Source organism: Streptomyces sp. NPDC001513, assembly GCF_042894695.1.
In the GTDB taxonomy this organism is placed as follows: Bacteria; Actinomycetota; Actinomycetes; order Streptomycetales; family Streptomycetaceae; genus Streptomyces.
On record NZ_JBIAVU010000003.1, the window covers coordinates 371,399 to 394,771 of the forward strand.

At 70.0% G+C, this 23,373-nt stretch carries 20 protein-coding genes and 1 tRNA gene; 9 read left to right on the forward strand and 12 right to left on the reverse strand.

The window, feature by feature from the left end; genetic code table 11:
* The first annotated feature begins 86 nt into the window (after positions 1 to 86).
* From ACFYZ4_RS08260 to ACFYZ4_RS08270, 3 genes are read left to right on the forward strand one after another with little or no spacing between them, the layout of a single operon-like run.
* Entirely contained in the window at positions 87 to 1,499 is a 1,413-nt protein-coding gene (locus ACFYZ4_RS08260; protein ID WP_390783379.1) for a pyridoxal phosphate-dependent decarboxylase family protein, read from the forward strand.
* Positions 1,496 to 2,905: a SidA/IucD/PvdA family monooxygenase gene (locus ACFYZ4_RS08265; RefSeq protein ID WP_351289469.1), complete on the forward strand. Its 1,410-nt coding sequence runs from the start codon at positions 1,496 to 1,498 to the stop codon at positions 2,903 to 2,905. The genes ACFYZ4_RS08260 and ACFYZ4_RS08265 overlap by 4 nt, the downstream gene beginning before the upstream one ends.
* A 44-nt stretch (positions 2,906 to 2,949) precedes the next feature.
* Complete coding sequence (locus ACFYZ4_RS08270; RefSeq protein ID WP_390783380.1) at positions 2,950 to 3,540, forward strand: DUF1963 domain-containing protein; 591 nt, start codon at positions 2,950 to 2,952, stop codon at positions 3,538 to 3,540.
* Positions 3,541 to 3,633: 93 nt separating this feature from the next.
* On the opposite strand, the gene ACFYZ4_RS08275 is transcribed toward ACFYZ4_RS08270, so the two are convergent.
* Positions 3,634 to 5,439 (reverse strand): bifunctional metallophosphatase/5'-nucleotidase, encoded by a 1,806-nt coding sequence (locus ACFYZ4_RS08275; protein ID WP_390783381.1) that lies wholly within the window; start codon positions 5,437 to 5,439, stop codon positions 3,634 to 3,636.
* 127 nt (positions 5,440 to 5,566) lie between these two features.
* On the opposite strand from ACFYZ4_RS08275, the gene ACFYZ4_RS08280 reads away from it, so the two are divergent.
* A complete protein-coding gene (locus ACFYZ4_RS08280; protein WP_390783382.1) occupies positions 5,567 to 6,268 on the forward strand; it encodes an SIMPL domain-containing protein in 702 nt (233 codons plus the stop codon).
* A 147-nt stretch (positions 6,269 to 6,415) separates the two neighbouring features.
* A complete protein-coding gene (pyk, locus tag ACFYZ4_RS08285) occupies positions 6,416 to 7,843 on the forward strand; it encodes a pyruvate kinase (RefSeq protein WP_351289463.1) in 1,428 nt (475 codons plus the stop codon).
* 99 nt (positions 7,844 to 7,942) lie between these two features.
* Here pyk and ACFYZ4_RS08290 read toward each other — a convergent pair whose 3' ends face one another.
* Positions 7,943 to 8,194, reverse strand: coding sequence for an EF-hand domain-containing protein (locus ACFYZ4_RS08290; RefSeq protein WP_351289461.1), 252 nt, complete (start codon positions 8,192 to 8,194; stop codon positions 7,943 to 7,945).
* A gap of 62 nt (positions 8,195 to 8,256) precedes the next feature.
* Between ACFYZ4_RS08290 and ACFYZ4_RS08295 the strand changes: the two genes are divergently transcribed.
* Entirely contained in the window at positions 8,257 to 8,712 is a 456-nt protein-coding gene (locus ACFYZ4_RS08295) for a MarR family transcriptional regulator (RefSeq protein WP_351289459.1), read from the forward strand.
* A 12-nt stretch (positions 8,713 to 8,724) separates the two neighbouring features.
* On the opposite strand, the gene ACFYZ4_RS08300 is transcribed toward ACFYZ4_RS08295, so the two are convergent.
* Together ACFYZ4_RS08300 and ACFYZ4_RS08305 are read right to left on the reverse strand one after the other, a co-directional pair.
* Positions 8,725 to 9,252: a GNAT family N-acetyltransferase gene (locus ACFYZ4_RS08300; RefSeq protein WP_390783383.1), complete on the reverse strand. Its 528-nt coding sequence runs from the start codon at positions 9,250 to 9,252 to the stop codon at positions 8,725 to 8,727.
* Between the two features lie 409 nt (positions 9,253 to 9,661).
* Positions 9,662 to 9,734: transfer RNA gene (locus tag ACFYZ4_RS08305), tRNA-Leu, on the reverse strand.
* Between the two features lie 127 nt (positions 9,735 to 9,861).
* Between ACFYZ4_RS08305 and ACFYZ4_RS08310 the strand changes: the two genes are divergently transcribed.
* Positions 9,862 to 10,488: a response regulator gene (locus ACFYZ4_RS08310; RefSeq protein ID WP_351591626.1), complete on the forward strand. Its 627-nt coding sequence runs from the start codon at positions 9,862 to 9,864 to the stop codon at positions 10,486 to 10,488.
* Positions 10,489 to 10,557: 69 nt separating this feature from the next.
* Here ACFYZ4_RS08310 and ACFYZ4_RS08315 read toward each other — a convergent pair whose 3' ends face one another.
* The 6 genes from ACFYZ4_RS08315 to ACFYZ4_RS08340 all read right to left on the reverse strand — a co-directional run bounded on the left by ACFYZ4_RS08315 (position 10,558) and on the right by ACFYZ4_RS08340 (position 17,160).
* Complete coding sequence (locus tag ACFYZ4_RS08315) at positions 10,558 to 11,274, reverse strand: ABC transporter ATP-binding protein (RefSeq protein ID WP_351289455.1); 717 nt, start codon at positions 11,272 to 11,274, stop codon at positions 10,558 to 10,560.
* Positions 11,271 to 12,212, reverse strand: coding sequence for an ABC transporter ATP-binding protein (locus tag ACFYZ4_RS08320; protein WP_390783440.1), 942 nt, complete (start codon positions 12,210 to 12,212; stop codon positions 11,271 to 11,273). The genes ACFYZ4_RS08315 and ACFYZ4_RS08320 overlap by 4 nt, the downstream gene beginning before the upstream one ends.
* Before the next feature lie 5 nt (positions 12,213 to 12,217).
* A complete protein-coding gene (locus tag ACFYZ4_RS08325) occupies positions 12,218 to 13,939 on the reverse strand; it encodes a branched-chain amino acid ABC transporter permease (protein WP_390783441.1) in 1,722 nt (573 codons plus the stop codon).
* A gap of 5 nt (positions 13,940 to 13,944) precedes the next feature.
* Positions 13,945 to 14,877 carry a branched-chain amino acid ABC transporter permease gene (locus ACFYZ4_RS08330; RefSeq protein ID WP_351289453.1) on the reverse strand — a complete coding sequence of 311 codons (933 nt, stop codon included), beginning with the start codon at positions 14,875 to 14,877 and terminating at the stop codon, positions 13,945 to 13,947.
* Positions 14,878 to 14,986: 109 nt separating this feature from the next.
* Positions 14,987 to 16,219, reverse strand: coding sequence for a branched-chain amino acid ABC transporter substrate-binding protein (locus tag ACFYZ4_RS08335; protein WP_351301615.1), 1,233 nt, complete (start codon positions 16,217 to 16,219; stop codon positions 14,987 to 14,989).
* Positions 16,220 to 16,761: 542 nt separating this feature from the next.
* A complete protein-coding gene (locus ACFYZ4_RS08340; RefSeq protein ID WP_390783384.1) occupies positions 16,762 to 17,160 on the reverse strand; it encodes a hypothetical protein in 399 nt (132 codons plus the stop codon).
* A gap of 175 nt (positions 17,161 to 17,335) precedes the next feature.
* Between ACFYZ4_RS08340 and ACFYZ4_RS08345 the strand changes: the two genes are divergently transcribed.
* A complete protein-coding gene (locus tag ACFYZ4_RS08345; protein WP_390783385.1) occupies positions 17,336 to 17,638 on the forward strand; it encodes a hypothetical protein in 303 nt (100 codons plus the stop codon).
* A gap of 35 nt (positions 17,639 to 17,673) precedes the next feature.
* On the opposite strand, the gene ACFYZ4_RS08350 is transcribed toward ACFYZ4_RS08345, so the two are convergent.
* Positions 17,674 to 18,156, reverse strand: a complete 483-nt coding sequence (locus ACFYZ4_RS08350; RefSeq protein ID WP_351301624.1) for a hotdog fold thioesterase — start codon at positions 18,154 to 18,156, stop codon at positions 17,674 to 17,676.
* Between the two features lie 54 nt (positions 18,157 to 18,210).
* Positions 18,211 to 20,481 carry an FdhF/YdeP family oxidoreductase gene (locus tag ACFYZ4_RS08355; protein WP_351301628.1) on the reverse strand — a complete coding sequence of 757 codons (2,271 nt, stop codon included), beginning with the start codon at positions 20,479 to 20,481 and terminating at the stop codon, positions 18,211 to 18,213.
* Between the two features lie 130 nt (positions 20,482 to 20,611).
* Between ACFYZ4_RS08355 and polA the strand changes: the two genes are divergently transcribed.
* Positions 20,612 to 23,332 (forward strand): DNA polymerase I, encoded by a 2,721-nt coding sequence (gene polA, locus ACFYZ4_RS08360; RefSeq protein ID WP_351301631.1) that lies wholly within the window; start codon positions 20,612 to 20,614, stop codon positions 23,330 to 23,332.
* The last annotated feature ends 41 nt before the right edge of the window (positions 23,333 to 23,373 follow it).

Below are 23,373 nucleotides of genomic sequence, written 5' to 3' on the forward strand. Positions count from 1 at the left end.
AAACCCCGGCGGTTACCCCATTCGGGTCGGATCGTTGTACTGGCAGGGTGCCCGCCCCGCACCCCTCCCAGCACCGGAGGACCCCGATGACCGCGCCGCCCGGCACTGGTACAGGCACAGGCACCGGCACCCCGCCCCCGCTCGCCGGCGGAGCCACCGGCCCCGCGGCCCTGCGGCCCCTCCTCGACACCGTCCTCGACGCCCTGCGGGACGGAGCCCGGGACCGCGGCGGGCCGCTGCCCGCCGGCGGACCCGAGGCACAGACCGCCCGCGTCCGGGCCGCACTGGGCGACGTACTGCCCGCCCACGGAACCGGCGACCACGAAGCGCTCCGCACCCTCGTGCACACCCTCGCCGCAGGCGCCGCCGACCCCGCCGACCCCCTCTGCGCCGCCCACCTGCACTGCCCGCCGCTCGCCGTCGCGGCCGCCGCAGACCTCGCCGCCAGCGCCCTCAACCCCTCCCTCGACTCCTGGGACCAGGCACCCGCCGCCTCCGCCGTCGAAGCCCTCCTCACCCAGGCCCTCGCCGCCGAGTTCTACGACACCCCCCACGCCGACGCCCTCGTCACCACCGGCGGCACCGAAGCCAACCAGCTCGCCCTGCTCCTCGCCCGCGAACGCCACGGCCCCGCCCTGACCGTCCTCCACGGAGCCAACGCCCACCACTCGATCCCGCGCGCCGCCTGGCTCCTCGGCCTCCGCCCGGCCACCGAACTCCCCACCCCCGCCGGCATCCTCGACCCCGCCCGCCTCGCCGAAGCACTCGCCGCCACCCCCGGCCCCACCCTCGTCACCGCCACCGCCGGCACCACCGACGCCGGACTCATCGACCCCCTCCACCGCATCGCCGACCTCTGCGACCGCCACGGCGCCGACCTCCACATCGACGCCGCGTACGGAGGCCTCCTCGCCCTCAGCCCCCGCCACCGCGACAAGCTCGCCGGACTCGGCCGCGCCCGCTCCCTCACCATCGACCTGCACAAACTCGGCTGGCAGCCCGTCGCCGCAGGACTCCTCGCCGTCCCCGACCGGACCCTGCTCGCCCCCCTCGCCCACCAGGCCGACTACCTCAACGCCACCGACGACACCGAAGCCGGCCTGCCCGACCTGCTCGGCCGCTCCCTGCGCACCACCCGACGCCCCGACGCCCTCAAAATCGCCACCACCCTGCGCTCACTCGGCCGCGACGGCCTCGCCCGCCTGATCGACCGCACCTGCGAACTCGCCCACGAGCTCGCCGTACTCCTCGACGCCCACCCCGGCTTCGAACTCCACTCCGCCCCCACCATCACCACCGTCCTCTTCCGGCCCACCCACGCCGACGACGACCAGCTCGCCACCCTGCGCCGCACCCTCCTGCACGAAGGCCGCGCCGTCCTCGGCCGCACCCACGCCGACGGCCGCCTGTGGCTCAAAGCCACGCTGCTCAACCCGCACACCACCGCGGGGGACATGGACACCCTCATCGCCCTCCTGGAAGGCAGCACCCACCGATGACCGCCCAGCTCGATGCCCCCCACGACCTCGTCGGAATCGGCATCGGCCCCTTCAACCTGTCCCTCGCGGCCCTCGCCCACGGCCTGCCGCAACAGGGCGCAGGCGAACTCGCCACCGCCTTCTACGACCAGCGCCGCGACTTCCGCTGGCACCCCGGCCTCCTCATCGAAGGAGCCACCCTCCAAGTCCCCTTCCTCGCCGACCTCGTCACCCTCGCCGACCCCACCAGCCCCTGGAGCTTCCTCAGCTACCTCAGGCACAAGGAACGGCTCTTCCCCTTCTACTTCGCCGAGCAGTTCCACATCCACCGCGCCGAATACGACGCCTACTGCCGCTGGGTCGCCGGCCGCGTCCCCGGACTCCACTTCGGGCACCAGGTCGACGCCGTCCGCTGGAACCACGAACGCGACCTCTTCGAAGTCGACTTCACCCAGCTCGACGCCACCGGCGAAGTCGAGGCCCTCGGCCGCACCCACACCCGCCACCTCGCCCTCGGCATCGGCACCGCCCCCTACGTCCCCGAACCCCTGCGCCCCCTCGCCGAAGCCCCCACCGTCCCCGTCATCCACTCCGCCGACTACCTCGACAACCGCCCCCGCATCCTCGGCGCCGACCACGTCACCGTCATCGGATCCGGCCAGTCCGGCGCCGAGGTCTTCCTCGACCTCCTCCGCGCCCGCCCCGCCGGCCGCGAACGCCTCACCTGGCTCGCCCGGACCCCCTCCTTCGCCCCCATGGAGTACTCGAAGCTCGGCCTCGAACACTTCACCCCCGACTACACCCGCTACTTCCACTCCCTCCCCGAACCCGTACGCGACCAGCTCGTCCCCGCCCAATGGCAACTCCACAAGGGCATCGACGCCGACACCATCGCCGCCATCCACCAAGAGCTCTACCGCCGCACCCTCCACGGCGGCTGGCCCGACGCCGTCCTCACCCCCGGCGTCAGCGTCCGCACCGCCGGCCGCGTCGCCACCACCAAGGTCGAACTCCACCTCGAACACGTCGAGCAGGGCACCCGCTCCCGCCTCACCACCGACGCCGTCGTCCTCGCCACCGGCTACCGGGAACGCCCCCTCGGCGGCCTCCTCGCAGGCCTCGACCCCTACCTGCGCAAGGACTCCGCCGGCCGCCCCCGCATCGACGAGCGCTACCGGATGATCCTCGACCCCACCGTCACCGGCAGCATCTTCGTCCAGAACGGCGAACGCCACACCCACGGCGTGGGAGCCCCCGACCTCGGCCTCGCCGCCTGGCGCAGCGCCGCCATCCTGAACACCCTCACCGGCAAGGACCCCTACCCCCAGCCCGCCCGCACCGCCTTCACCACCTTCGGCCTCGAACAGCGGGAGCACACCCGCCCCCGCCCCGCGGGCGAACTGCTCCCCCTGGTCGAACACCCCTGACCCCACCGCCCAGCCCGCCGCACCGCCACGCATACATTCCCGGCATGACGATGCTCCTCCTCGACGGCGGGCCGGTCGCCCCGGACGCCCCGGTGACCCGCACCGGCGGCACACCCCTGGCCCCCGCCGGCACCGCATGGCCGACCTGCGCCCCATGCACCGCACCCCTGCAGTTCCTCGCCCAGATCCACCTCGGCGACCTCCCCGGCCCCACCGCCCCCACCCCCGGCGTCCTGGCCCTCTTCATGTGCGCGAACCGCCCCGGGCAGTGCGAGCAATGGAGCCCCACTGCGGGCGGCAACCTCGCCCTGCTCCTCCCCGCCGACCGCCTGCACCCCGTACGGCCCCCCGACGGAGCGGATCCGGAACTCCTCGGACTCGGAGCCGTCCGCGCCGCGGTCCCCGCCCCCACGGCACCCGCCACCGCGACGGTCCTGGGCCGGCTCGGCGGCACCCCCGACTGGCTCCAGTACGACGAGACACCGCACTGCCCCGCCTGCGCCCGGCCGATGGACTTCACCGCCGAGCTGACCGAAGGCCCCGACCCGGCGACCGCCATGAACTTCGGCTCCGGCCGCGCCTACGCACACACCTGCACCCCCTGCGGCCGCGCGGCACTCCTCTGGCAGTGCTGACCCCGCAGCCGACGGCCGCGGCCCCCCCACACACACACAAGCGGCCGGGACCCCGCCCCGGCAGGGTCCCGGCCGCACCGCCCCAAAGACGGCCTAGAACACCGGCACGCCGGCCCGCGTCAGCCGCCAGTCCACCGAAGCGAACTGCGCCGGATCGATCGTCCCCTTCGCCTTCACCCACTGGATGATCGTGTTACGGACCTCGTCCGAGTTCGACCACAGCTGCTTGGCCTGCGGCACGTGCGGGAAGTTCCCGCCACCCGACGCCCGGTAGTTGTTCACCGCGAACACGAACTGCGCCGCCGGATCCACCGCCTTCCCCTGGAAGGTCAGCCCCGTGATCCGCGAACCCGCCGGCTGCGCGATGTCGATGTCGTACGCCAGCCCGTACACCGCGTCGTAGTTGTAGTCCGGAATGCTCTCGGCGTTCGTCAGCTTCGCCGGATCCACCGCGTCACCCGGCGCCGTCCGCACGAAGTACCGCGCCGAGTACTCCAGATAGTCCTTCAACTGCGCACCCGTCAGCAGCCGCGCCTCCATCGTGTTCTCGAACGGGTACAGCCCCGCCGCGTCCCTGATCGTCACCTGACCGGCCGGGATCGCCGCCGTCCGCGAGAAGCACGAGGCCTGCGACAGCACCGGAAGCGCCGCCCACTCCGTACCCGCCAGCGCCGCCCTCACCGTCTCCGCCTGCACGTGGTTGATCAGATCGATGATCGCCACGTCCTTGACCGGGCCGTCCGCCGAGGACATCGCCTGCGTGGACGTACCGATCACCTGGTTCACGTACGCCACGACCTTGCGGTGCTCGTCCGACAGCAGCCGCGTGATCTTCGCGTCCTCCGCCACCGTGTTGGAGTTCAGCACCCTCGCCGCGACCTTCGCCACCGACCAGCGGCCCTTCGCCCACGTCAGCTCGAAGTCGAACAGCGTCAGCCGCTGCCCCCACTTCAACGGCTCCGACAGCACCACGTCCTTGCCGGTCGCCTTGTTCTTCACCCGGTACTCGGGGATCTCCGTGTGCGCGTGCCCCACCAGGATCGCGTCGATCCCCGGCACCTGCTCCGCCACCAGACCGGCCGCGTTCTCGATGTGGGGCAGCTGGTCCCCGTACGAGGACGTCCCGCTCGACCCCGAGTGCGCCGACACGATCACCACGTCGGCGCCCATGGACCGCAGCTTCGGCACGTACTTCGCCGCCTGCTCCTCCAGCCCCGGGAACGTCATCTTCCCCTGCACATTGGCCTTGTCCCAGATCGCGATCCCCGGGTTCGTCAGCCCCAGCACCGCCACCTTCACGTCCCGCCCGCAGGGCGTCCGCAGCCTGTGCATGCTGTACGGCGCGAACGCCGGCCGCAGCGTCTTCGCGTCCAGGGCGTTCGCCCCCAGCAGCGGGAAGTCGCACTGCTCCTCGAACTTCCGCAGCACCGGTATCCCGTAGTTGAACTCGTGGTTCCCCAGCGCCGCCGCGTCATAGCCGATCGCGTTCATCGCCTGCGCCATCGGGTGCACCGGACCCCGCCGCGCGGTGATCGGATCCACCTTGGCGTAGTAGTAGGACAGCTGCGTGCCCTGGATCGTGTCACCCGCATCGATCAGCAGCGTGTTGCGCCGCCCCTTCTCCGCCCGCACCTGGTTCACCAGGGTGGAGATCTTCGCCAGACCGACGTCGTTGTGCGCCTTGTCGTCGAACTCCTTGTCCGTGAAGTAGTCCCAGTTGAAGACGTTCCCGTGCAAGTCGGTCGTGCCCATCACCGTGAACGCGTACGTCCGCGGCGCCGGTCCCTTCACATCCTGCTGCTGCTGCGCGGCGGCCGGGGTGCTCGTGGCCCCCGCCAGCGCTACGGCCGCACCTGTCGCGGCCGTGGTCCCCAGAAAAGTCCTGCGGTCGAACGCCATGCCATCTCCCCTTTTGAGGCGTGAACAACGCGCGTAGATTCTGACCCACCGGTAACAGCGGCAACACCCCCGTCAGGTTTCGATCCGATGACCACACCCGTACGGGCGACAGTGCGAGAGTGAATCCATGACCCAGGACGCATCGCACCAGCCCTACGGCACCCCCGAAGTACCCCGCGTCGCAGTCCGCGGCGAAGCCCGCATCGAAGTCGACCCCGAGATCGCCCGGATCGGCATCACCGTCAGCGCCCGCGGCACCGACCGGCGCACCGCACTCGACGACCTCACCCGGCGCAACAACACCGTCCTCGACCTCATCAAGAGCTACGGCGACCCCGTCGAGAAGCTCGAAACCGGCTCCTTCTCCATCACTCCCGAACTCACCCGCCACGGCCGCGCCGAACGCATCCGCGCCTACCACGGCCGGGTGCACATCACCGCGGAGGTGAGCGACTTCACCGCCCTCGGCGAACTCACCACCCGCCTCGCCGACCTCGAACTCACCCAGGTCGACGGCCCCTGGTGGGCCCTGCGGCCCACCTCGCCGGCCCACGGCCAGGCCCGCCGCCAGGCCGTGCTCGAAGCCGTCCAGCGCGCCCGCGAATACGCCGAGGCGCTCGGAGCCCAACTCGCCGCCCTCGTCGAGCTCGCGGACCTCGGCGCCGAAGACGCCGGCCCCTACCCCGTCCCCGCCGGCGCCGGAATGCGCACCATGGCCTTCAGCGCCACCGAGGACGCCGGCCCCCCGCCGCTCGACCTCGAACCGCAGCGCCAGACCGTCCACGCCCAGGTGAACGCCCGCTTCACGATGACCCCTCCGCGGCTCTGAAGAACCCGCGAAATCGGCACCCCGGGGGTGCTCATCAGAGCACCCCCATGCACATTCAACAGTTGTCAACAACCTTTTGCTCAAAGGTTGTTGAGTGGACACCCGGAAGCGATTACCTACTCTCTGGTAGGGGAATACGCTCGCCTCATGCGCCGAGCGAAAATCGTATGTACCCTGGGCCCCGCCACCGACTCATACGACCAGATCAAAGCCCTGGTCGAAGCCGGAATGGACATCGCCCGCCTCAACCTCAGCCACGGCACCTACGCCGAACACGAGGAGCGTTACCAGCGCGTACGCAAGGCCTCCGACGAGACCGGCCGCAGCGTCGGCATCCTCGCCGACCTTCAAGGCCCGAAGATCCGCCTCGGCCGCTTCCGCGAAGGACCCGTACTCCTTGAACGCGGTGACGAGTTCACCATCACCGTCGAAGAACACGAGGGCGACCGCCACACCTGCGGCACCACCTACAAGGGACTCGCCACCGACGTCACCACCGGGGAACGCATCCTCGTCGACGACGGCCGCGTCACCCTCGAGGTCACCGCGGTCGACGGACCCCGCGTCCGCACCCGGGTCGTCGAAGGCGGCATGGTCTCCGACCACAAGGGCCTCAACCTCCCGGGCGTGGCCGTCTCCGTCCCCGCCCTGTCCGAGAAGGACATCGAAGACCTCCGCTGGGCCCTGCGCATCGGCGCCGACGTCATCGCCCTCTCCTTCGTGCGCAGCGGCCGCGACATCGAGGACGTGCACCGCATCATGGACGAGGAGGACCGCCGCCTCCCCGTCATCGCCAAGATCGAGAAGCCCCAGGCCGTCGAGAACATCGACGACATCGTCGCCGCCTTCGACGGCATCATGGTCGCCCGCGGCGACCTCGGCGTCGAAATGCCCCTGGAACAGGTCCCGATCGTCCAGAAGCGAGCCGTCAAGCTCGCCAAGCGCAACGCCAAGCCCGTCATCGTCGCGACCCAGATGCTCGACTCGATGATCGAGAACTCCCGGCCCACCCGCGCCGAAGCCTCCGACGTCGCCAACGCCGTCATCGACGGCACCGACGCCGTCATGCTGTCCGGCGAGACCAGCGTCGGCAAATATCCCGTCGAAACTGTGCGGACCATGTCCCGCATCGTCGAAGCCGCCGAAGAGGACATCCTCGCCAAGGGCCTGCCGCCCCTGACCGACCGCAACAAGCCCCGGACCCAGGGCGGAGCCGTCGCCCGCGCAGCCGCCGAAATGGGCGACTTCCTCGACGCCAAGTTCCTCGTCGCCTTCACACAGAGCGGAGACACCGTCCGCCGGCTCTCCCGCTACCGCTCGCCCATCCCGCTCCTCGCCTTCACCCCCGACCCCGCCACCCGCTCCCAGCTCAACCTCACCTGGGGCGTGGAAACCTTCCTCGGCCCCCACGTCGACTCCACCGACGCGATGGTGGCCCAGGTCGAGGAAGAGCTCCTGCGGATCGGCCGCTGCGTCCCCGGCGACACCGTCGTCATCACCGCCGGCTCGCCCCCCGGCGTCAGCGGATCCACCAACCTCGTCCGCATCCACCACATCGGCGACGCGGTCCGCTGAACCCGCCCGCCGCGGCAGCCGCGGCTACCGCACCTCACGTATGAGACGCACCGCGTCGGGCAGCTCCCACCGGCCCGACGCGGTCACCCGCACCCGGCGCTACCAGCCGAAGCGCCGATCGACCACGGCCGCGAACTCCTCGAAGGTCAACACCGCGTCCCCGTTCGCATCAGCCGCGTCGAACAGCGCCGACGACGCGTCCGCGTCCCCCACGCCCCAGAACGGCAGATCCCCGCGCGCGGCCAGCGTCGGCCCCTTCGACCGCAGGGCCGAGATCACCTCCACTCGGGTCAGCTGCCCGTCCTCGTTCAGATCGAGCGCGTCGAACAGCTTGCGGGCCTTCTCACTCATCACGGTTTCCCCTCATCGAACGTCCTTGACCTCAACCTAACTCCAGGTCATACGGTCACAGCATGACGATCAAGGAATACTCCGAAGAACAGCTCGCCGCCCAGCCCATCGGCTACTGGAGCCGCGAGGCCGCCAACCTGGTCATCGGCGGCCTCCGCACCGCCCTCGCCGAAGAGGCCCTCACCCAGCCCCACTGGTGGAGCCTCAACCACATGGCCGGCGCCCCCGGCACATGGACCCGCGCCACCCTCACCGCGAAGCTCGCCGCCTTCGACGACCAGGGCACCGACTTCGAAGCCGTCTACGCCGACCTCGCCACCCGCGGCTGGATCACCGAAACCGACGACCGCCTCACCCTCACCGAGGCCGGCGAAGCGGGCCGGCTCCGCGCCCACGACCGCAACGCCAAGGTCCACGCCCGCATGCGCGAGGGCATCGACGACGCCACCTACGCGGCCACCATCGACACCCTCCGCCTCCTGGTCGCCAACCTCGGCGGCAACGCCGACCTCCCCTAGGGCCCGTGTCCGTCAGCCGACCCGCAGGGCCAGCACCTGCCCCGGCCAGTCTCCGTCCACGAAACGCTCGGTGGGGGCGAACCCGTTGCGCTCGTAGAACGCGACCAGCTCACCCCCACCGCCCGCCCAGCAGTCCACCCGCAACAACCCCACGCCCGCCCGCCGGGTCTCCTCGGCGGCATGGTCCAGCAGCGCGGCCCCGATCCCCATCCCCGCGTACCGCCGGTCCGAGACCAGCAGCCGGACGTACCGCTCCGGCTCACCGGCCGGCGCGATCGGCATCTGGGGGCTGGGCCCGGAATCCAGCACCAGAGCTCCGACGGCCACCCCGCCCAACTCCGCGACGTAGGGCACGTTCTCGGTCGTGTACCGCTCGACGCGCGCCACCCCGCCGGGCCGCTGCGAGTACGGGACCGTGCCCCACTGCTCGGTATTGCCCCGCGCGTTCATCCACGCCACGGCGGAGTCGAGCATCCCGAGAATGCCCACCACGTCGCCGAGCCCGCCGGGCCTGATCCGTATGCGTGTGCTGTCGTTCATGGCGGCAGCTTAGGCAGTGCGGTGCGGCGCCACCGTCTCGCGCCTGGGCCCGATGCCAGTCCGCCAAGGCGATGCGGCGATCATGCTTGCGGCCGGGCCCGTGCTGCGGGAACAGGCAGGTCCAGTGCCAGGTGTACGACTTGACCTCGACGCAGCCGTGCCGCTGCCTTCGGCCCACTGTGGGCTGGGGCATGACGAGGCGCATTGCTTCCGCAGCGGTGTTCGGCCACGACCCGGTTGGTCACGCCTCGGCGTAATAGCAGAACGACTTCTTCGCATATCGAAGGATCGTGCTCCACGTTCGGAGCTTCGCCGCTATTCGTCCGGTTGGCCGCAATTCGAAGTTTCGTTCACCGTGACGAGTGAAGATCGTCAAAATCGCTTGGCGACCTTGAAAATGAAGGAGAAGTACCCCGGGTCGGATTCGAACCGACGCTGAATGGGTTTTGAATCCATCGCCTCTACCGCTGGGCTACCGGGGCCCCTTCGAAACGAAGGATACAGAAGACCCTCCGTGTCACAAACATACAGGAGCTAGGTAGGCTCGGGGGAGCTGAATCGCCTTGCAACAAGGAGCCCCCCGTGACCGCCGAGCACGAGTCGACGCCCATGCCCGACGCCGACCAGTCGCACGTTCCGCCGCTGACGACCCGCGTCGTCATCGCCGAGGACGAGGCGCTCATCCGTCTCGACCTCAAAGAGATGCTCGAAGAAGAGGGCTACTCCGTCGTCGGCGAGGCCGGGGACGGGCAGACGGCCGTCGAGCTCGCGCGCGAGCACCGGCCCGACCTGGTGATCCTCGACGTGAAGATGCCCGTCCTGGACGGGATCTCCGCCGCCGAGAAGATCGCGGAGGAGTCCATCGCCCCCGTGCTCATGCTCACCGCGTTCTCGCAGCGCGACCTCGTCGAGCGGGCCCGGGACGCCGGGGCCATGGCGTACCTCGTGAAGCCGTTCAGCAAGAGCGACGTGGTGCCCGCCATCGAGATGGCCGTCTCCCGCTTCGCGGAGCTGCGCGCGCTGGAGAAGGAGGTCGCGGACCTCTCCCAGCGGCTGGAGACCCGCAAGCTGGTGGACCGGGCGAAGAGCATCCTGCAGACGCAGTACGGGCTCACGGAGCCGGCCGCGTTCCGCTGGATCCAGAAGTCCTCCATGGACCGCCGGATGTCCATGCAGCAGGTCGCCGAGGTGGTCATCGAGGACGCCGAGGCGAAGAAGAAGGACAGCGGCAAGTAGGTCCACCCCGCACATGCGTGAGGCCCGCCTCCCCCCGAGGGGAGGCGGGCCTCACGCGTACAGGACGGCTCAGTCCTCGCCGAGGTAGGCCTTGCGGACGTCCTCGTTGTGGAGGAGGTCCCGGCCGGTGCCGGAGAGAACGACCTTGCCGATCTCCATGACGTGCGCCTGGTCGGCGAGCGAGAGCGCCGCCTGGGCGTTCTGCTCGACGAGCAGGATCGTCATGCCAGTGGCCTTGAGCTCCTTGATGGTCGCCATGATCTTCTGCATCATCAGCGGGGACAGACCCATGGAGGGCTCGTCCAGCATCAGCAGCTTGGGCTGGGACATGAGCGCGCGGCCCATGGCGAGCATCTGCTGCTCACCGCCCGAGAGGGTGCCGGCGGCCTGCTTGCGACGCTCGCCCAGGATGGGGAACATCTCGTAGGCGCGCTGGACGTCCTTCTCGATGCCCTCCTTGTCGGTGCGCAGGAAGGCACCGAGCTGGAGGTTCTCGGCGATCGTCAGCCGGGGGAAGATGTGGCGTCCCTCGGGGGAGTGGGCGAGGCCCAGGGAGACGATCTTGTGGGCGGGGACGCTGGCGAGGGGCTTGCCGTCGAAGGTGATGCTGCCGCTCTTGGGCTTGATGAGCCCGGAGAGGGTGCGCAGGGTGGTCGTCTTGCCGGCGCCGTTGGTGCCGACGAGGCAGACGATCTCGCCTTCGTTGACCTCGAAGGAGATTCCCTTGACGGCTTCGATCTTGCCGTAGGCGACCTTGAGGTCCTCGACCTTGAGCAGTGCGGTCACTTGGCCTCTCCTTCCGTGCTGGTGGTGCTGGTGGTGCTGTCCGCTTCGGCCGCCGTGTCGGTGTCCGTGGCCTCCGCCTCGGCGGCGGCCTCTGCTGCGGCGGCTTCCGCCGCCACGACCTCGGCGTCCTCCGCGGCGCCCGGGTCGCCCTCGAAGGGCTCGCCCAGGTAGGCGGCGATGACGCGCTCGTCGCCCTGGACCTCGGACGCGGTGCCTTCGATGAGCTTCTCGCCCTGGACGAGGCAGGCGACGCGGTCGCAGAGGTTGAAGATGAAGCGCATGTCGTGCTCGATGACGAGGACGGCGATGCCCATGTCGCGGATGGCGAAGATGAGTTCTTCGGCAGCGCGGGTTTCCTGCGGGTTCATGCCGGCGGTGGGCTCGTCCAGGAGGATGAGGCCGGGGTCGCTGGCGAGGGCGCGGGCGATCTCCAGCTTGCGCTGCTCGCCGTACGGGAGGTTCTTGGCCAGGTGCTGGGCCTTGTTCTCCAGGCCGATGAACTCGAGGAGTTCCATGGCGCGCGCCTCGCTGGCGGCTTCGGCCTTCTTGAAGCCGGGGCCGCGCAGGAGGGCGGACCAGAGGCCTTCCTTCGTGCGGGTGTGGCGTCCGACGAGGACGTTCTCCAGCACGGTCATGTTGTGGAAGAGCCGGATGTTCTGGAAGGTGCGGGCGATGCCGGCTTCGGTGACCTTGTGGGGCTTGGGAGGCAGGACCGTGCCCTTGTAGCTGACGGATCCCTCGGTGGGGACGTACAGCCCGGTGAGGCAGTTGAAGAAGGTGGTCTTGCCGGCGCCGTTGGGGCCGATGAGTCCGACGATCTCGCCCGAGTTGACCTGGAGGTCGACGCCCTTGACGGCGGTGAGGCCGCCGAAGCGCATGGTGACGCCCTTGGCTTCGAGAACCGTGGTCTTGGTGGTGGTGTCCGTGGTGGTCGTCATGATGTTCACGCCCCCGCCTTGGCGGTGGCCAGGTCCGTGGGGGCCTGGTCAGCGGTGTCGTCGTGGAACTCGAGCTGCGCGCGCTTGTTGGCGATGAGGCCTTCGGGGCGGAAGCGCATGAGCAGGATGAGGGCGATGCCGAAGGCGAGGAGCTGGTAGTCCTGGAGGAAGGCCAGCTTCGCCGGGATCAGGAAGAGCAGTGCGGCGCCGAGGATGGGGCCGCGGATGGTGCCCATGCCGCCGAGGATGACGGCCGCGAGGAGGAACGCGGAGTTCGGCGGGACGGGCCCGGCGAAGACGTAGTTCTCGGGGACGACCGTGCTGTTGACGTGTGCCTGGACGGTGCCGGCGAGGCCGGCGAGGGTGGCGCCGAGGGCGAAGGCGATGAGCTTGACCTTGAAGCCGTTGATGCCCATGGCTTCGGCGGCGGTCTCGTCCTCGCGGATGGCGACCCAGGCGCGGCCGATGCGGCTGCTGCCGGCTCGGGCGAAGACCACGACGACCAGGGCCATGACGAGCAGCATCAGGAAGTAGTAGTTGGCGTAGGCGCCGAGGGTGATGCCGCCGACCACGTGGGATTCCCCGAAGTTCCACCCGAAGAGTTCGAGGTGGGGGATGTTGGGGATGCCGTTGGGGCCGTTGGTGATGTCCGGGCCGGAGGTGCCGTCGAGGTTGCCCATGGCGATGCGGAAGATTTCTCCGAAGCCGAGGGTGACGATGGCGAGGTAGTCGCCGCGCAGGCGCAGGGTCGGGGCTCCGATGACCACGCCGAAGATGAGCGAGGCGAGGGCGCCGACGATGACCGCTGCCCAGAAGGGCAGGTGGATGCCGAAGGCGGAGGCGGTGCTTCCGGAGACCAGGGCCGCGGCGTAGGCACCGACGCCGAGGAAGGCGACGTAGCCGAGGTCGAGGAGGCCGGCGAGGCCGACGACGACGTTGAGGCCGAGGGCGACGGTCGCGAAGATCAGGATGTTGACCGCGATGAGCGTGTAGGTGTCGCCGCTCTGCTGGATGAACGGGAAGGCGATCGCCGCGGCCGCGGTTCCGATGAGGGTGACCTGGCGGTGCTTGGCGGTGATGCCGCCGAGGCGGGCGAAGAGGCCTGCCTTGTTCATCGCGAGGGCCACGAAGCCGACGGTGATCAGGTAGGCGACGAAGAGCTGCGGTTCCTTGTCATCGGTGTCGATGCCGAAGGTGATGACGAAGAGGCCGATGGCGAAGATGCCGGTGATGATGAGGATTTCGGCCCAGGAGGGCAGCTGCTTGGCGGGGGCCGCCTTGCGGGTGTCGTCCGGGAGCTTGTACGCGGCGAGGGCCGGGACGAGCGAGCCGACGAGGGCGACGTACGCGCCGGGTTCGAGGTTGATCACTCCGCCGAGGACGACGGTGATGGAGATGACCGTGAACCAGGTGGCGGCGAGGCTGCCGAGGGCCAGGAACCAGACGGCCTTGCGGGAGCCGGCGGGGGTGAGCCAGCCGAGGCCCTTGACGCCGAGCGCGGAGAGCGCGTAGGCGAGGGTGAGGGCGGCTCCGGCGAGGGTGACGTACTGGAGGCCGGCGGGGCTTCCGTAGTAGGTCAGGTCGCCGGGGAACTCGGCGGTCCACGTCCACGCGAGGAAGGCGCTGACGATGGTGAGGAGGCTGCCGCCGATGACCGCGTACAGGAGTGCGGTGGGCGCGGGGCCCTGCTTCACCGTGTCGGTCTGCGGGGTGGTGTTGGTGGTCATGGTTCTCACGCCCGATCCGCGACGCGCTCACCGAGCAGGCCTTGTGGCCGCACGAGGAGGACGACGATGAGGAGTACGAACGCCCAGACGTTGGACCAGGCTCCACCGCCGAGCTGCTGCATGCCGGGGATCTCTTCGATGTAGGCGATCGAGAGGGCTTCGGCGAGTCCGAGGACGACGCCGCCGACCATGGCTCCGTAGATGTTGCCGATGCCGCCGAGGACGGCCGCGGTGAAGGCCTTGAGGCCGAGGATGAAGCCCATCTCGAAGTTGATCTGGCCCTTGTCGAGGCCGTAGGCGACGGCGGCGACGGCCGCGAACGCTGCACCGATGGCGAAGGCCATGACGATGATGCGGTCGGTGTTGATGCCCATCAGCTTGGCGGTGTCGGGGTCCTGCGCGGTGGCCTGCATGGCGCGGCCGCTGCGGCTCTTCTGGACGAAGATGCCGAGGGCGAGCATGCAGAGCGGGGCGAGGATGAGGACGAAGAGGTCCGCGCGCTGGATCGCCAGGTTGTCGGTGATCTTGAAGGCCGCGCCCTTGAACTCGGGGAAGCTGACTGCCTTCTTGGCGTCCGGGTAGAACTGCCAGACGAGCTGCTGGAGCGCGATCGAGAGGCCGATTGCGGTGATGAGGGGTGCGAGCCGGGGGGCGCTGCGCAGGGGGCGGTAGGCGAAGCGTTCGGCTGCGCAGGCCACGGCGACGGAGGTGGCAGCACCTCCGACGATCATGACGGGTATCGCGATCAGCAGGGAGGTGCCGGTCGGGAGGATGGCGTAGGCGCTGAGCGCGCCGAAGCCGCCGATCATGAAGATCTCGCCGTGGGCGAAGTTGATGAGCTGGACGATGCCGTAGACCATGGTGTACCCGATGGCGATGAGACCATAGAGAGCACCGAGGGCCAGGCCGTTGGCCAGCTGTTGCGGCAGTTCGTGCACCGCAGGGCCTCCGATGAGCGTGTCGGATAAGACTCCGCGCGAGGGCGCTGTTTGCGCCCTCGCGCGGCGGTTGGTTCAGGTGGTGCGGGTGGTGCTGGGGACTAGGGGCTTACTGGTTGAAGGTGTCGCTCTTGACGTCGACCCACTTGCCGCCCTCGACCTTGTAGACCGTGAGCTGCTTGTTGGTGGTGTCGCCGTACTCGTCGAAGGCGACCTTGCCGGTCACGCCTTCGAAGGAGACCTTGCCGAGCGCCTCGACGACCTTGGCGCGGGCGTCGGCGGGCAGCTTGCCGCTGTTGGCGGCGACGGCGGCCTTGACGGCCTGGATGACGGCCCAGCCGGCGTCGTAGGAGTAGCCACCGTAGGCGGCGTACGGGTCCTTGTAACCCTCGGCCTTGTAGTCCTCGATGAACTTCTTGGCGGTGTCGAGCTTTTCGACCGGGTAGCCGATCGAGGTGGCGAGGTCGCCCTCGTTGGCCTCACCGGAGGCGCTGATGAAGGCCGGGTCCTGGATGCCGTCGCCGCCCATGAGGGGGACGTTGGCGCCGGTCTTCTTGATCTGGTCGGCGAGCAGGCCGCCCTCGGGGTACTGGCCGCCGAAGTAGACGGAGTCGGCGCCGGAGGTCTTGACCTTGTCGGCGGTGGAGGAGAAGTCGGTCTCCTTCACGGTGACGTGGTCGGTGCCGACGACCTCGCCGCCGAGCTTCTTGAACTCGTCGGCGAAGATCGCGGCGAGGCCGGCGCCGTAGGTCTGCTTGTCGTCGACGATGAAGACCTTCTTCTTGCCGGCGTCCTTGAAGAGGTACTGGGCGGCGAACTTGCCCTGGACCACGTCGGTGGCGGCGGTGCGGAAGTAGGTCTTGAAGCCGCGCTTGAACTCGCCCTTGCCCCAGTTGTCGCCCTGGCTGAGCGCGGGGTTGGTGTTGGCCGGGGAGACCTGGGCCAGGTTGGCGGAGGCGAAGACGCCCTGCATCTGCTGGGCGACGCCGGAGTTCAGCGGGCCGACGACACCGAGGACGTCCTTGTTGCCGACGAGCTTGGTGGCGTTGGCCTGGCCGGAGGCGGGGACGGCCTGGTCGTCGAGGGCCTCGACCTTGAACTCGATGCCCGGGACCTCGTTGTTCTTGTTGGCCGTCTTGGCCGCGAGGTCGACGGAGTTCTTGATGCCCTGGCCGAGCGCGGAGAGCGAGCCGGTGAGCGGGGCGTCCACGCCGATGACCACGACGGTCTTCTTGCCGCCGCCGTTGTCCTTGGAGTCTCCGTCGCGCGATCCGCAAGCGGTGAGGGTCAGTGCTCCCGTGGTGATCACGGTGGTGAGGACGAGCAAAGAACGGTGTCGCACGATTCTTCCTTTCCCTGGCGCGGCTCTCTCGTGAGAGGTGCCGTTAGGTCGCCGGGCCGCACTGGGAGGTCCACGGCCGTGCTGATTCGCGCTCTGTGGCGCGGTGACTGGCCGTGACTCTAGGCCCGAGGTGGTGAGCACCGGGAGGCGGGAAAGGAGGATGTGACGCTCTTGTTATGCCAAGGCCAAGAATGTGTGGCGGGAGTGTGGACACAACGGACATTTGGTGACGGTGAATAGTGTCCGCATCCTGAGAAATACCTGTTCCCCTAAGGGGCTTGAGGCCTTCATGCACCTGTCTTAGATCAAATTCGGCCGAATGTGGCGGTGCGTGTCTGAAGGAATCCCCCCAGTGGCGATTCTCGGAGGAAAAGACGGATTGCGTACGGCATGTGAATTACTCAGAGTAATGACGTGCTCGATCCGTCCCCACCGGATGGATCTTGTCCAGGTCGGCGACATGGCCTCCGACCTGCGGTTCGGCCGTATGCGCGAATCTGCCCGGAAGCCGGACAGCGTGCTCGGGAATGCGGTGACCCGGGTCACGTCGGGGGTCGCCAGTTCTCCGAGCTGCGGGTCGCGCCGTCCTGCTCGGCGCAGCGCCGGGCCACGAAGCGGTCGATCAGCTCAAGTGCCTTGTCCTGTCCGGCAGTTCGCTCCTCGGCGCGGCCTGCGGCGACGGCGTCCTCGTGGATGGCGTACTGGTCGTTCGACAGGCCCTTCTGTTCCCAGTCGAGCCCGGACCACTTGGTGCCCATGAGGGTCTCCTTCGCCCAGTACGAGACGAGGCTCGTGCAGACCTGTGCGGGCGAGGAAGGGCTGGCGGATGGGCTCTCCGAGAGCGCCGCGCGGGGTGGTGCGGAGGAAGAGCATCCGGTCAGGGCGAGCACCGCGAGGAGGGTGTGGGCGGCGTACCGGGCCGGGCGTGGCATGGTCCCCATGAGGGGAAGGTAGGCGGTCACCATCGGTGACACAACAGATGTCACCGCGAAGCGTGCGGACTGGCGGATTCCGGGCGGTTGCCGGTGGGGATCGGTCCGGGAACGTCCGGATCCCCGGCCCGGGGCGGGCAGACGCTGTCGGCGGGCAGCGAGCGTGTCCCCTGTGCTCCCGGCCGTGAACCGATACCGGAGCCCCGAGGCGTGGGTCGAAGCGGCCTGGCAGGAGCTGGACGCCCCCGACACGGGCCGCCGGGACGGCTGCCTCGAAGTCGTCGGCGACATGCTGGAGACGGGCCGCCTGAGCCAGGACGACGCCGAGCGGGCGGTCGAGCGCCTCGGCTGCACGGACGACCGGGCGGTGCTGCCGGTCGTCGGGCGGTTCCTCCGCCATCACCACCCGGGCGTGCGCGGGGAGGCGGCGGACGCGGTGAAGGAACTGGGCCGGCTCCGGGAGTCCCCCGGTGAGGGGGCGGTCTGACTCCCGGGGCGCGGCGGTGGCCCGTGCGGGCCGGGTCAGGCTCCGGCGGGGGCCCCGGCGGCCTGGTCGACGTCGCGCAGCAGGCAGGTCAGGCGGGCGGTGCAGATCCGCTTGTCCTGCTCGTCGGTGATGACGATCTCGAAGGTGGTCGTCGTGCGGCCGCGGTGGACCGGGGTGGCGACGCCGGTGACGATGCCGCTGCGGGCGCCCCGGTGGTGGGTGCAGTTCAGGTCCACGCCGACGGCGATCTTGGTGATGCCGCCGTGCATCATCGCGCCGACCGAGCCCAGGGTCTCGGCCAGCACGGCCGAGGCCCCGCCGTGCAGCAGCCCGTACGGCTGGGTGTTGCCCTCGACGGGCATGGTGCCGACGACACGGTCGGCCGAGGCCTCCAGGATGCGGATGTCCATCCGCTCGCCGAGGTGTCCCGCCGAGAACAGCGAGGGCAGGTCGATGCCCAGGGCCGCGTACTCGTCGAGGACCTCCTGCGGGAACTTCACTGCGTGCTGCTCGCCCATGGTCAGGCTCCGTTCGTCAACGCTCGTTAACCTTCTTGTCCTGAGGTCGTTCTATCAGGCCGGTTCGAATCGCACGACGACGGACTTGCTCGCCGGGGTATTGCTGGTGTCCGCGGTGGAGTCCAGCGGGACCAGCACGTTCGTCTCCGGGTAGTACGCGGCGGCGCAGCCGCGCGCCGTCGGGTAGTGCACGACGCGGAAACCGGGCGCCCGCCGCTCCACGCCGTCCTTCCACTCGCTGACGAGGTCGGTGTACGAGCCGTCGGCCAGGCCCAGCTCGGCGGCGTCCTCGGGGTTGACCATGACGACGCGACGGCCGCCGGTGATGCCGCGGTAGCGGTCGTCCAGGCCGTAGATCGTGGTGTTGTACTGGTCGTGGCTGCGCAGGGTCTGCAGGAGCAGCCGGCCCTCGGGGATCTTCGGGTACTCGACGGGCGCGGCAGTGAAGTTCGCCTTGCCGGTGGTGGTGGGGAATCGGCGCTCGTCGCGCGGGGCGTGCGGCAGCCGGAAGCCGCCGGGGCGGGCCACCTTGGCGTTGAAGTCCTCGAAGCCGGGGATCACGCGGGCGATCCGGTCGCGGATCGAGGCGTAGTCCCGCTCGAACTCCTCCCACGGGGTGGCGGAGGCGGCGCCGAGGACCGCGCGGGCCATCCGGGCCACGATCGCGGGCTCGGAGAGCAGGTGCGGGCTCGCGGGGGCGAGGTTGCCGCGGGAGGAGTGGACCATGCCCATGGAGTCCTCGACCGTGACGAACTGCTTGCCGGAGGCCTGCACGTCCTTGTCGGTGCGGCCGAGGGTGGGCAGGATCAGGGCGCGCCGGCCGGTGACCGCGTGGGAGCGGTTCAGTTTCGTGGACACGTGCACGGTCAGGGAGGCGCGGCGGATCGCGGCCTCGGTGACCTCGGTGTCGGGGGTGGCGCCGACGAAGTTGCCGCCCATGGCGAAGAGGACCTTGGCCTTGCCGTCGCGCAGGGCCTCGATGGAGCGGACCACGTCGAAGCCGTGCCCGCGCGGCGAGGTGATGCCGAATTCCTTGTCGAGGGCGTCGAGGAAGGCGGGCGCGGGCCGTTCGAAGATCCCCATGGTGCGGTCGCCCTGCACGTTGGAGTGGCCGCGGACCGGGCAGACGCCGGCGCCGGGCCGGCCGATGTTGCCGCGCAGCAGGAGCAGGTTGACGACCTCGCGGATGGTGGCGACGGCGTGCTTGTGCTGGGTGAGGCCCATGGCCCAGCAGACGATCGTGCGCTCCGAGGCCAGGACCATGGCCAGCGCCTGCTCGATCTCCGGCCGGGTCAGGCCGGTGGCGGTGAGGGTCTCCGCCCAGTCGGCCTCCTTGGCGGCGGCCGCGAACTCCTCGTAGCCGTGGGTGTGCTCGCGGATGAAGGCCTCGTCGGTGGCGCCGCCCGCCTCTATGACCAGCTTGTTCAGGAGGCGGAAGAGGGCCTGGTCGCCGCCGATGCGGATCTGCAGGAAGAGGTCGTTGAGGGCGGTGCCCTTGAGCATGCCGAGGGGCGTCTGCGGGTTCTTGAACCGCTCCATGCCGGCCTCGGGCAGCGGATTCACCGAGATGATCTTCGCGCCGGCGGACTTGGCCTGTTCGAGGGCGGAGAGCATGCGCGGGTGGTTCGTGCCGGGGTTCTGCCCGGCGACGATGATCAGGTCGGCCCGGTGGAGGTCCTCCAGGGAGACGCTGCCCTTGCCGATGCCGATGGTCTCGTTCAGCGCGGAGCCCGAGGACTCGTGGCACATGTTGGAGCAGTCGGGCAGGTTGTTCGTGCCGAACTCGCGGGCGAAGAGCTGGAAGAGGAACGCGGCCTCGTTGCTGGTGCGGCCCGAGGTGTAGAAGAGGGCCTCGTCGGGGGAGGCGAGGGCGGTCAGCTCCTCGGCGAGGACCGCGAAGGCCCGCTCCCAGCTGATCGCCTCGTAGCGGTCGCCGCCCTCCGGCAGATACATGGGCTCGGTGATCCGGCCCTGCTGCCCCAGCCAGTACCCGGAGCGGGTGGCCAGGTCGGCCAGCGGGTGCGCGGCGAAGAACTCCGGGGTGACCCGGCGCAGGGTGGCCTCCTCCGCGACGGCCTTGGCGCCGTTCTCGCAGAACTCGGCGGTGTGCCGCTTGTCGCCCTCGGGCCAGGCACAGCCCGGGCAGTCGAAGCCGTCCTTCTGGTTGACCTTGAGCAGGGTGCGGGCGGTGCGGGCCACGCCCATCTGCTGCTGGGCGATCCTCAGGGTGTGCCCGATCGCGGGCAGCCCCGCGGCCGCGTGTTTCGGGGGCGCGACCTGCGGAGCATCCTGTACCGGATCACCTGCGGGCGGCTTGGTGGCCATGACGCTCCCCTTTGAACAGTCCTGTCGTATACACCGATCCTGTCACGCCCCGCCGACATCACCGACGGCGGATTTGCCCCTGCGCGCAGGCCGTCCGGATTTGTCGGTGGGGGCGCCTAGGATCGGGGGCGTGGCAGAGACAGCATCGAAGAAGACGGACCAGACGACCGCAGCGGACCGCCCCCGCCTGATGCTCATGGACGGGCACTCCCTGGCGTACCGGGCGTTCTTCGCGCTGCCCGCGGAGAACTTCACGACCGCGACCGGCCAGCCGACCAATGCCATCTACGGCTTCGCGTCGATGCTGGCGAACACGCTGCGCGACGAGGCGCCCACGCACTTCGCGGTGGCGTTCGACGTCTCGCGCAAGACGTGGCGCTCGACGGAGTTCCCCGAGTACAAGGCGAACCGCTCCAAGACCCCCGACGAGTTCAAGGGCCAGGTCGAGCTGATCGGCGAGCTCCTCGACACGATGCACGTGCCGCGGTTCGCGGTCGACGGCTTCGAGGCCGACGACGTGATCGCGACGCTGGCGACGCAGGCGGAGGCCCTCGGCTTCGACGTGCTGATCGTCACCGGCGACCGGGACTCCTTCCAGCTGGTGTCCGAGCACACCACCGTGCTCTACCCGACCAAGGGCGTCTCCGAGCTCACCCGGTTCACGCCCGAGAAGGTCGAGGAGAAGTACGGGCTCACCCCGCAGCAGTATCCGGACTTCGCGGCGCTGCGCGGCGACCCGTCCGACAACCTGCCGGGCATCCCCGGCGTCGGCGAGAAGACCGCAGCCAAGTGGATCACCCAGTTCGGGTCGTTCGCGGAGCTCGTGGAGCGCGCCGAGGAGGTCAAGGGCAAGGCCGGGCAGAACTTCCGGGACCACCTGGAGGCCGTCAAGCTCAACCGGGTCCTGACCGAGATGGTCAAGGACGTGGAGCTGCCCAAGACCCCCGCCGACCTGGCCCGCGTCGCCTACGACCGGACCGCCATGCTCGGCGTCCTGGACGTCCTGGAGATCCGCAACGCCTCGCTGCGCGAGCGGCTGCTCGCCGTGGACCCGGGCGCCGCCGAGGAGGAGCCCCCGGCTCCGGTGGCCGGCGTGGAGCTGGACGCCTCCGTCCTGGGCACGGGCGAGCTGGCGCCGTGGCTGGAGGCCCACGCGGGCGGACCGCTGGGCATCGCCACCGTCGACAGCTGGGCGCTGGGCGCCGGCCGGATCACCGAGGTCGCGCTGGCCGCGGCCGGCGGGGCGGCAGCCTGGTTCGAGCCGCTGTCGCTGGACGAGGCCGACGAGCTGGCCTTCCGCGCCTGGGCCTCGGACGAGGCACGCCCCAAGGTCGTGCACAACGCGAAGGCGCTGTGGCGGGTCTTCCCCGAGCACGGCTGGTCGCTGGGCGGCGTCGCCATGGACACCGCGCTCGCCGCGTACCTGGTCAAGCCCGGCCGCCGGTCCTTCGGCCTGGACGTGCTGTCCATGGAGTACCTGCACCGCGAGCTGGCGCCCGCCGCCGCCGACGGCCAGCTGGCCTTCGGCGCCGACGACACCGCCGAGGCCGAGGCGCTGATGGCGCAGGCCCGCGCGGTCCTCGACCTGGGCGACGCCTTCACCGACAAGCTCGCCGAGGTGGGCGCCGCCGAGCTGCTGCACGACATGGAGCTGCCGACCTCCGAGCTCCTCGCCCGGCTGGAGCGGGCCGGCATCGCCGCCGACCGCGACCACCTGGAGGCCATGGAGCAGCAGTTCGCCGGAGCCGTGCAGCAGGCGGTGAAGGAGGCGCACGCGGCCGTCGGCCACGAGTTCAACCTCGGCTCGCCCAAGCAGCTCCAGGAGGTCTTCTTCGGCGAGCTGGACCTGCCGAAGACCAAGAAGACCAAGACCGGGTACACCACGGACGCGGACGCGCTGGCCTGGCTGGCCACGCAGACCGACCACGACCTGCCCGTGATCATGCTCCGCCACCGGGAGCAGGCCAAGCTGCGCGTCACCGTCGAGGGCCTGGTCAAGTGCATCGCCGCCGACGGCCGGGTGCACACCAGCTTCAGCCAGACCGTCGCCGCCACCGGCCGGCTGTCCTCCACCGACCCCAACCTGCAGAACGTGCCGGTGCGCACCGACGAGGGCCGGGCCATCCGCCGCGGCTTCGTCGTCGGCGAGGGCTTCGAGTCCCTCATGACGGCCGACTACAGCCAGATCGAGCTGCGCGTGATGGCCCACCTCTCCGAGGACGAGGGCCTGATCGAGGCCTTCGCGACCGGCGAGGACCTGCACACCACCGTCGCCTCCCAGGTGTTCGGCGTGGAGCGGTCCCAGGTCGACGCCGAGATGCGCCGCAAGATCAAGGCCATGTCGTACGGCCTCGCGTACGGGCTCTCCGCCTTCGGCCTCGCCCAGCAGCTGAACATCGAGCCCGCTGAGGCGCGCGGCCTGATGGAGACCTTCTTCGAGCGCTTCGGCGGGGTCCGCGACTACCTGGGCCGGGTCGTCGACGAGGCCCGCGCCACCGGATACACGGCGACCGTCTTCGGCCGCCGCCGGTACCTGCCCGACCTCAACAGCGACAACCGCCAGCGCCGCGAGGCCGCCGAGCGGATGGCGCTCAACGCACCGATCCAGGGCACGGCCGCCGACATCGTCAAGGTCGCGATGCTGCGCGTGGACCAGGCGATCACCGGAGCCGGCCTGCGCTCGCGGATGCTGCTCCAGGTCCACGACGAAATCGTGCTGGAGATCGCCCCGGGCGAGCGCGAGCAGGTCGAGGAGCTGGTGCGGCGCGAGATGGGCGCCGCCGTCGAGCTCCGGGCCGCGCTGGACGTGTCCGTGGGCGTCGGCCCGGACTGGGAGTCCGCCGCGCACTGAGGCCCGTACGGCCGAGGCCCGTACGGCCGGGGCAGCGCCCG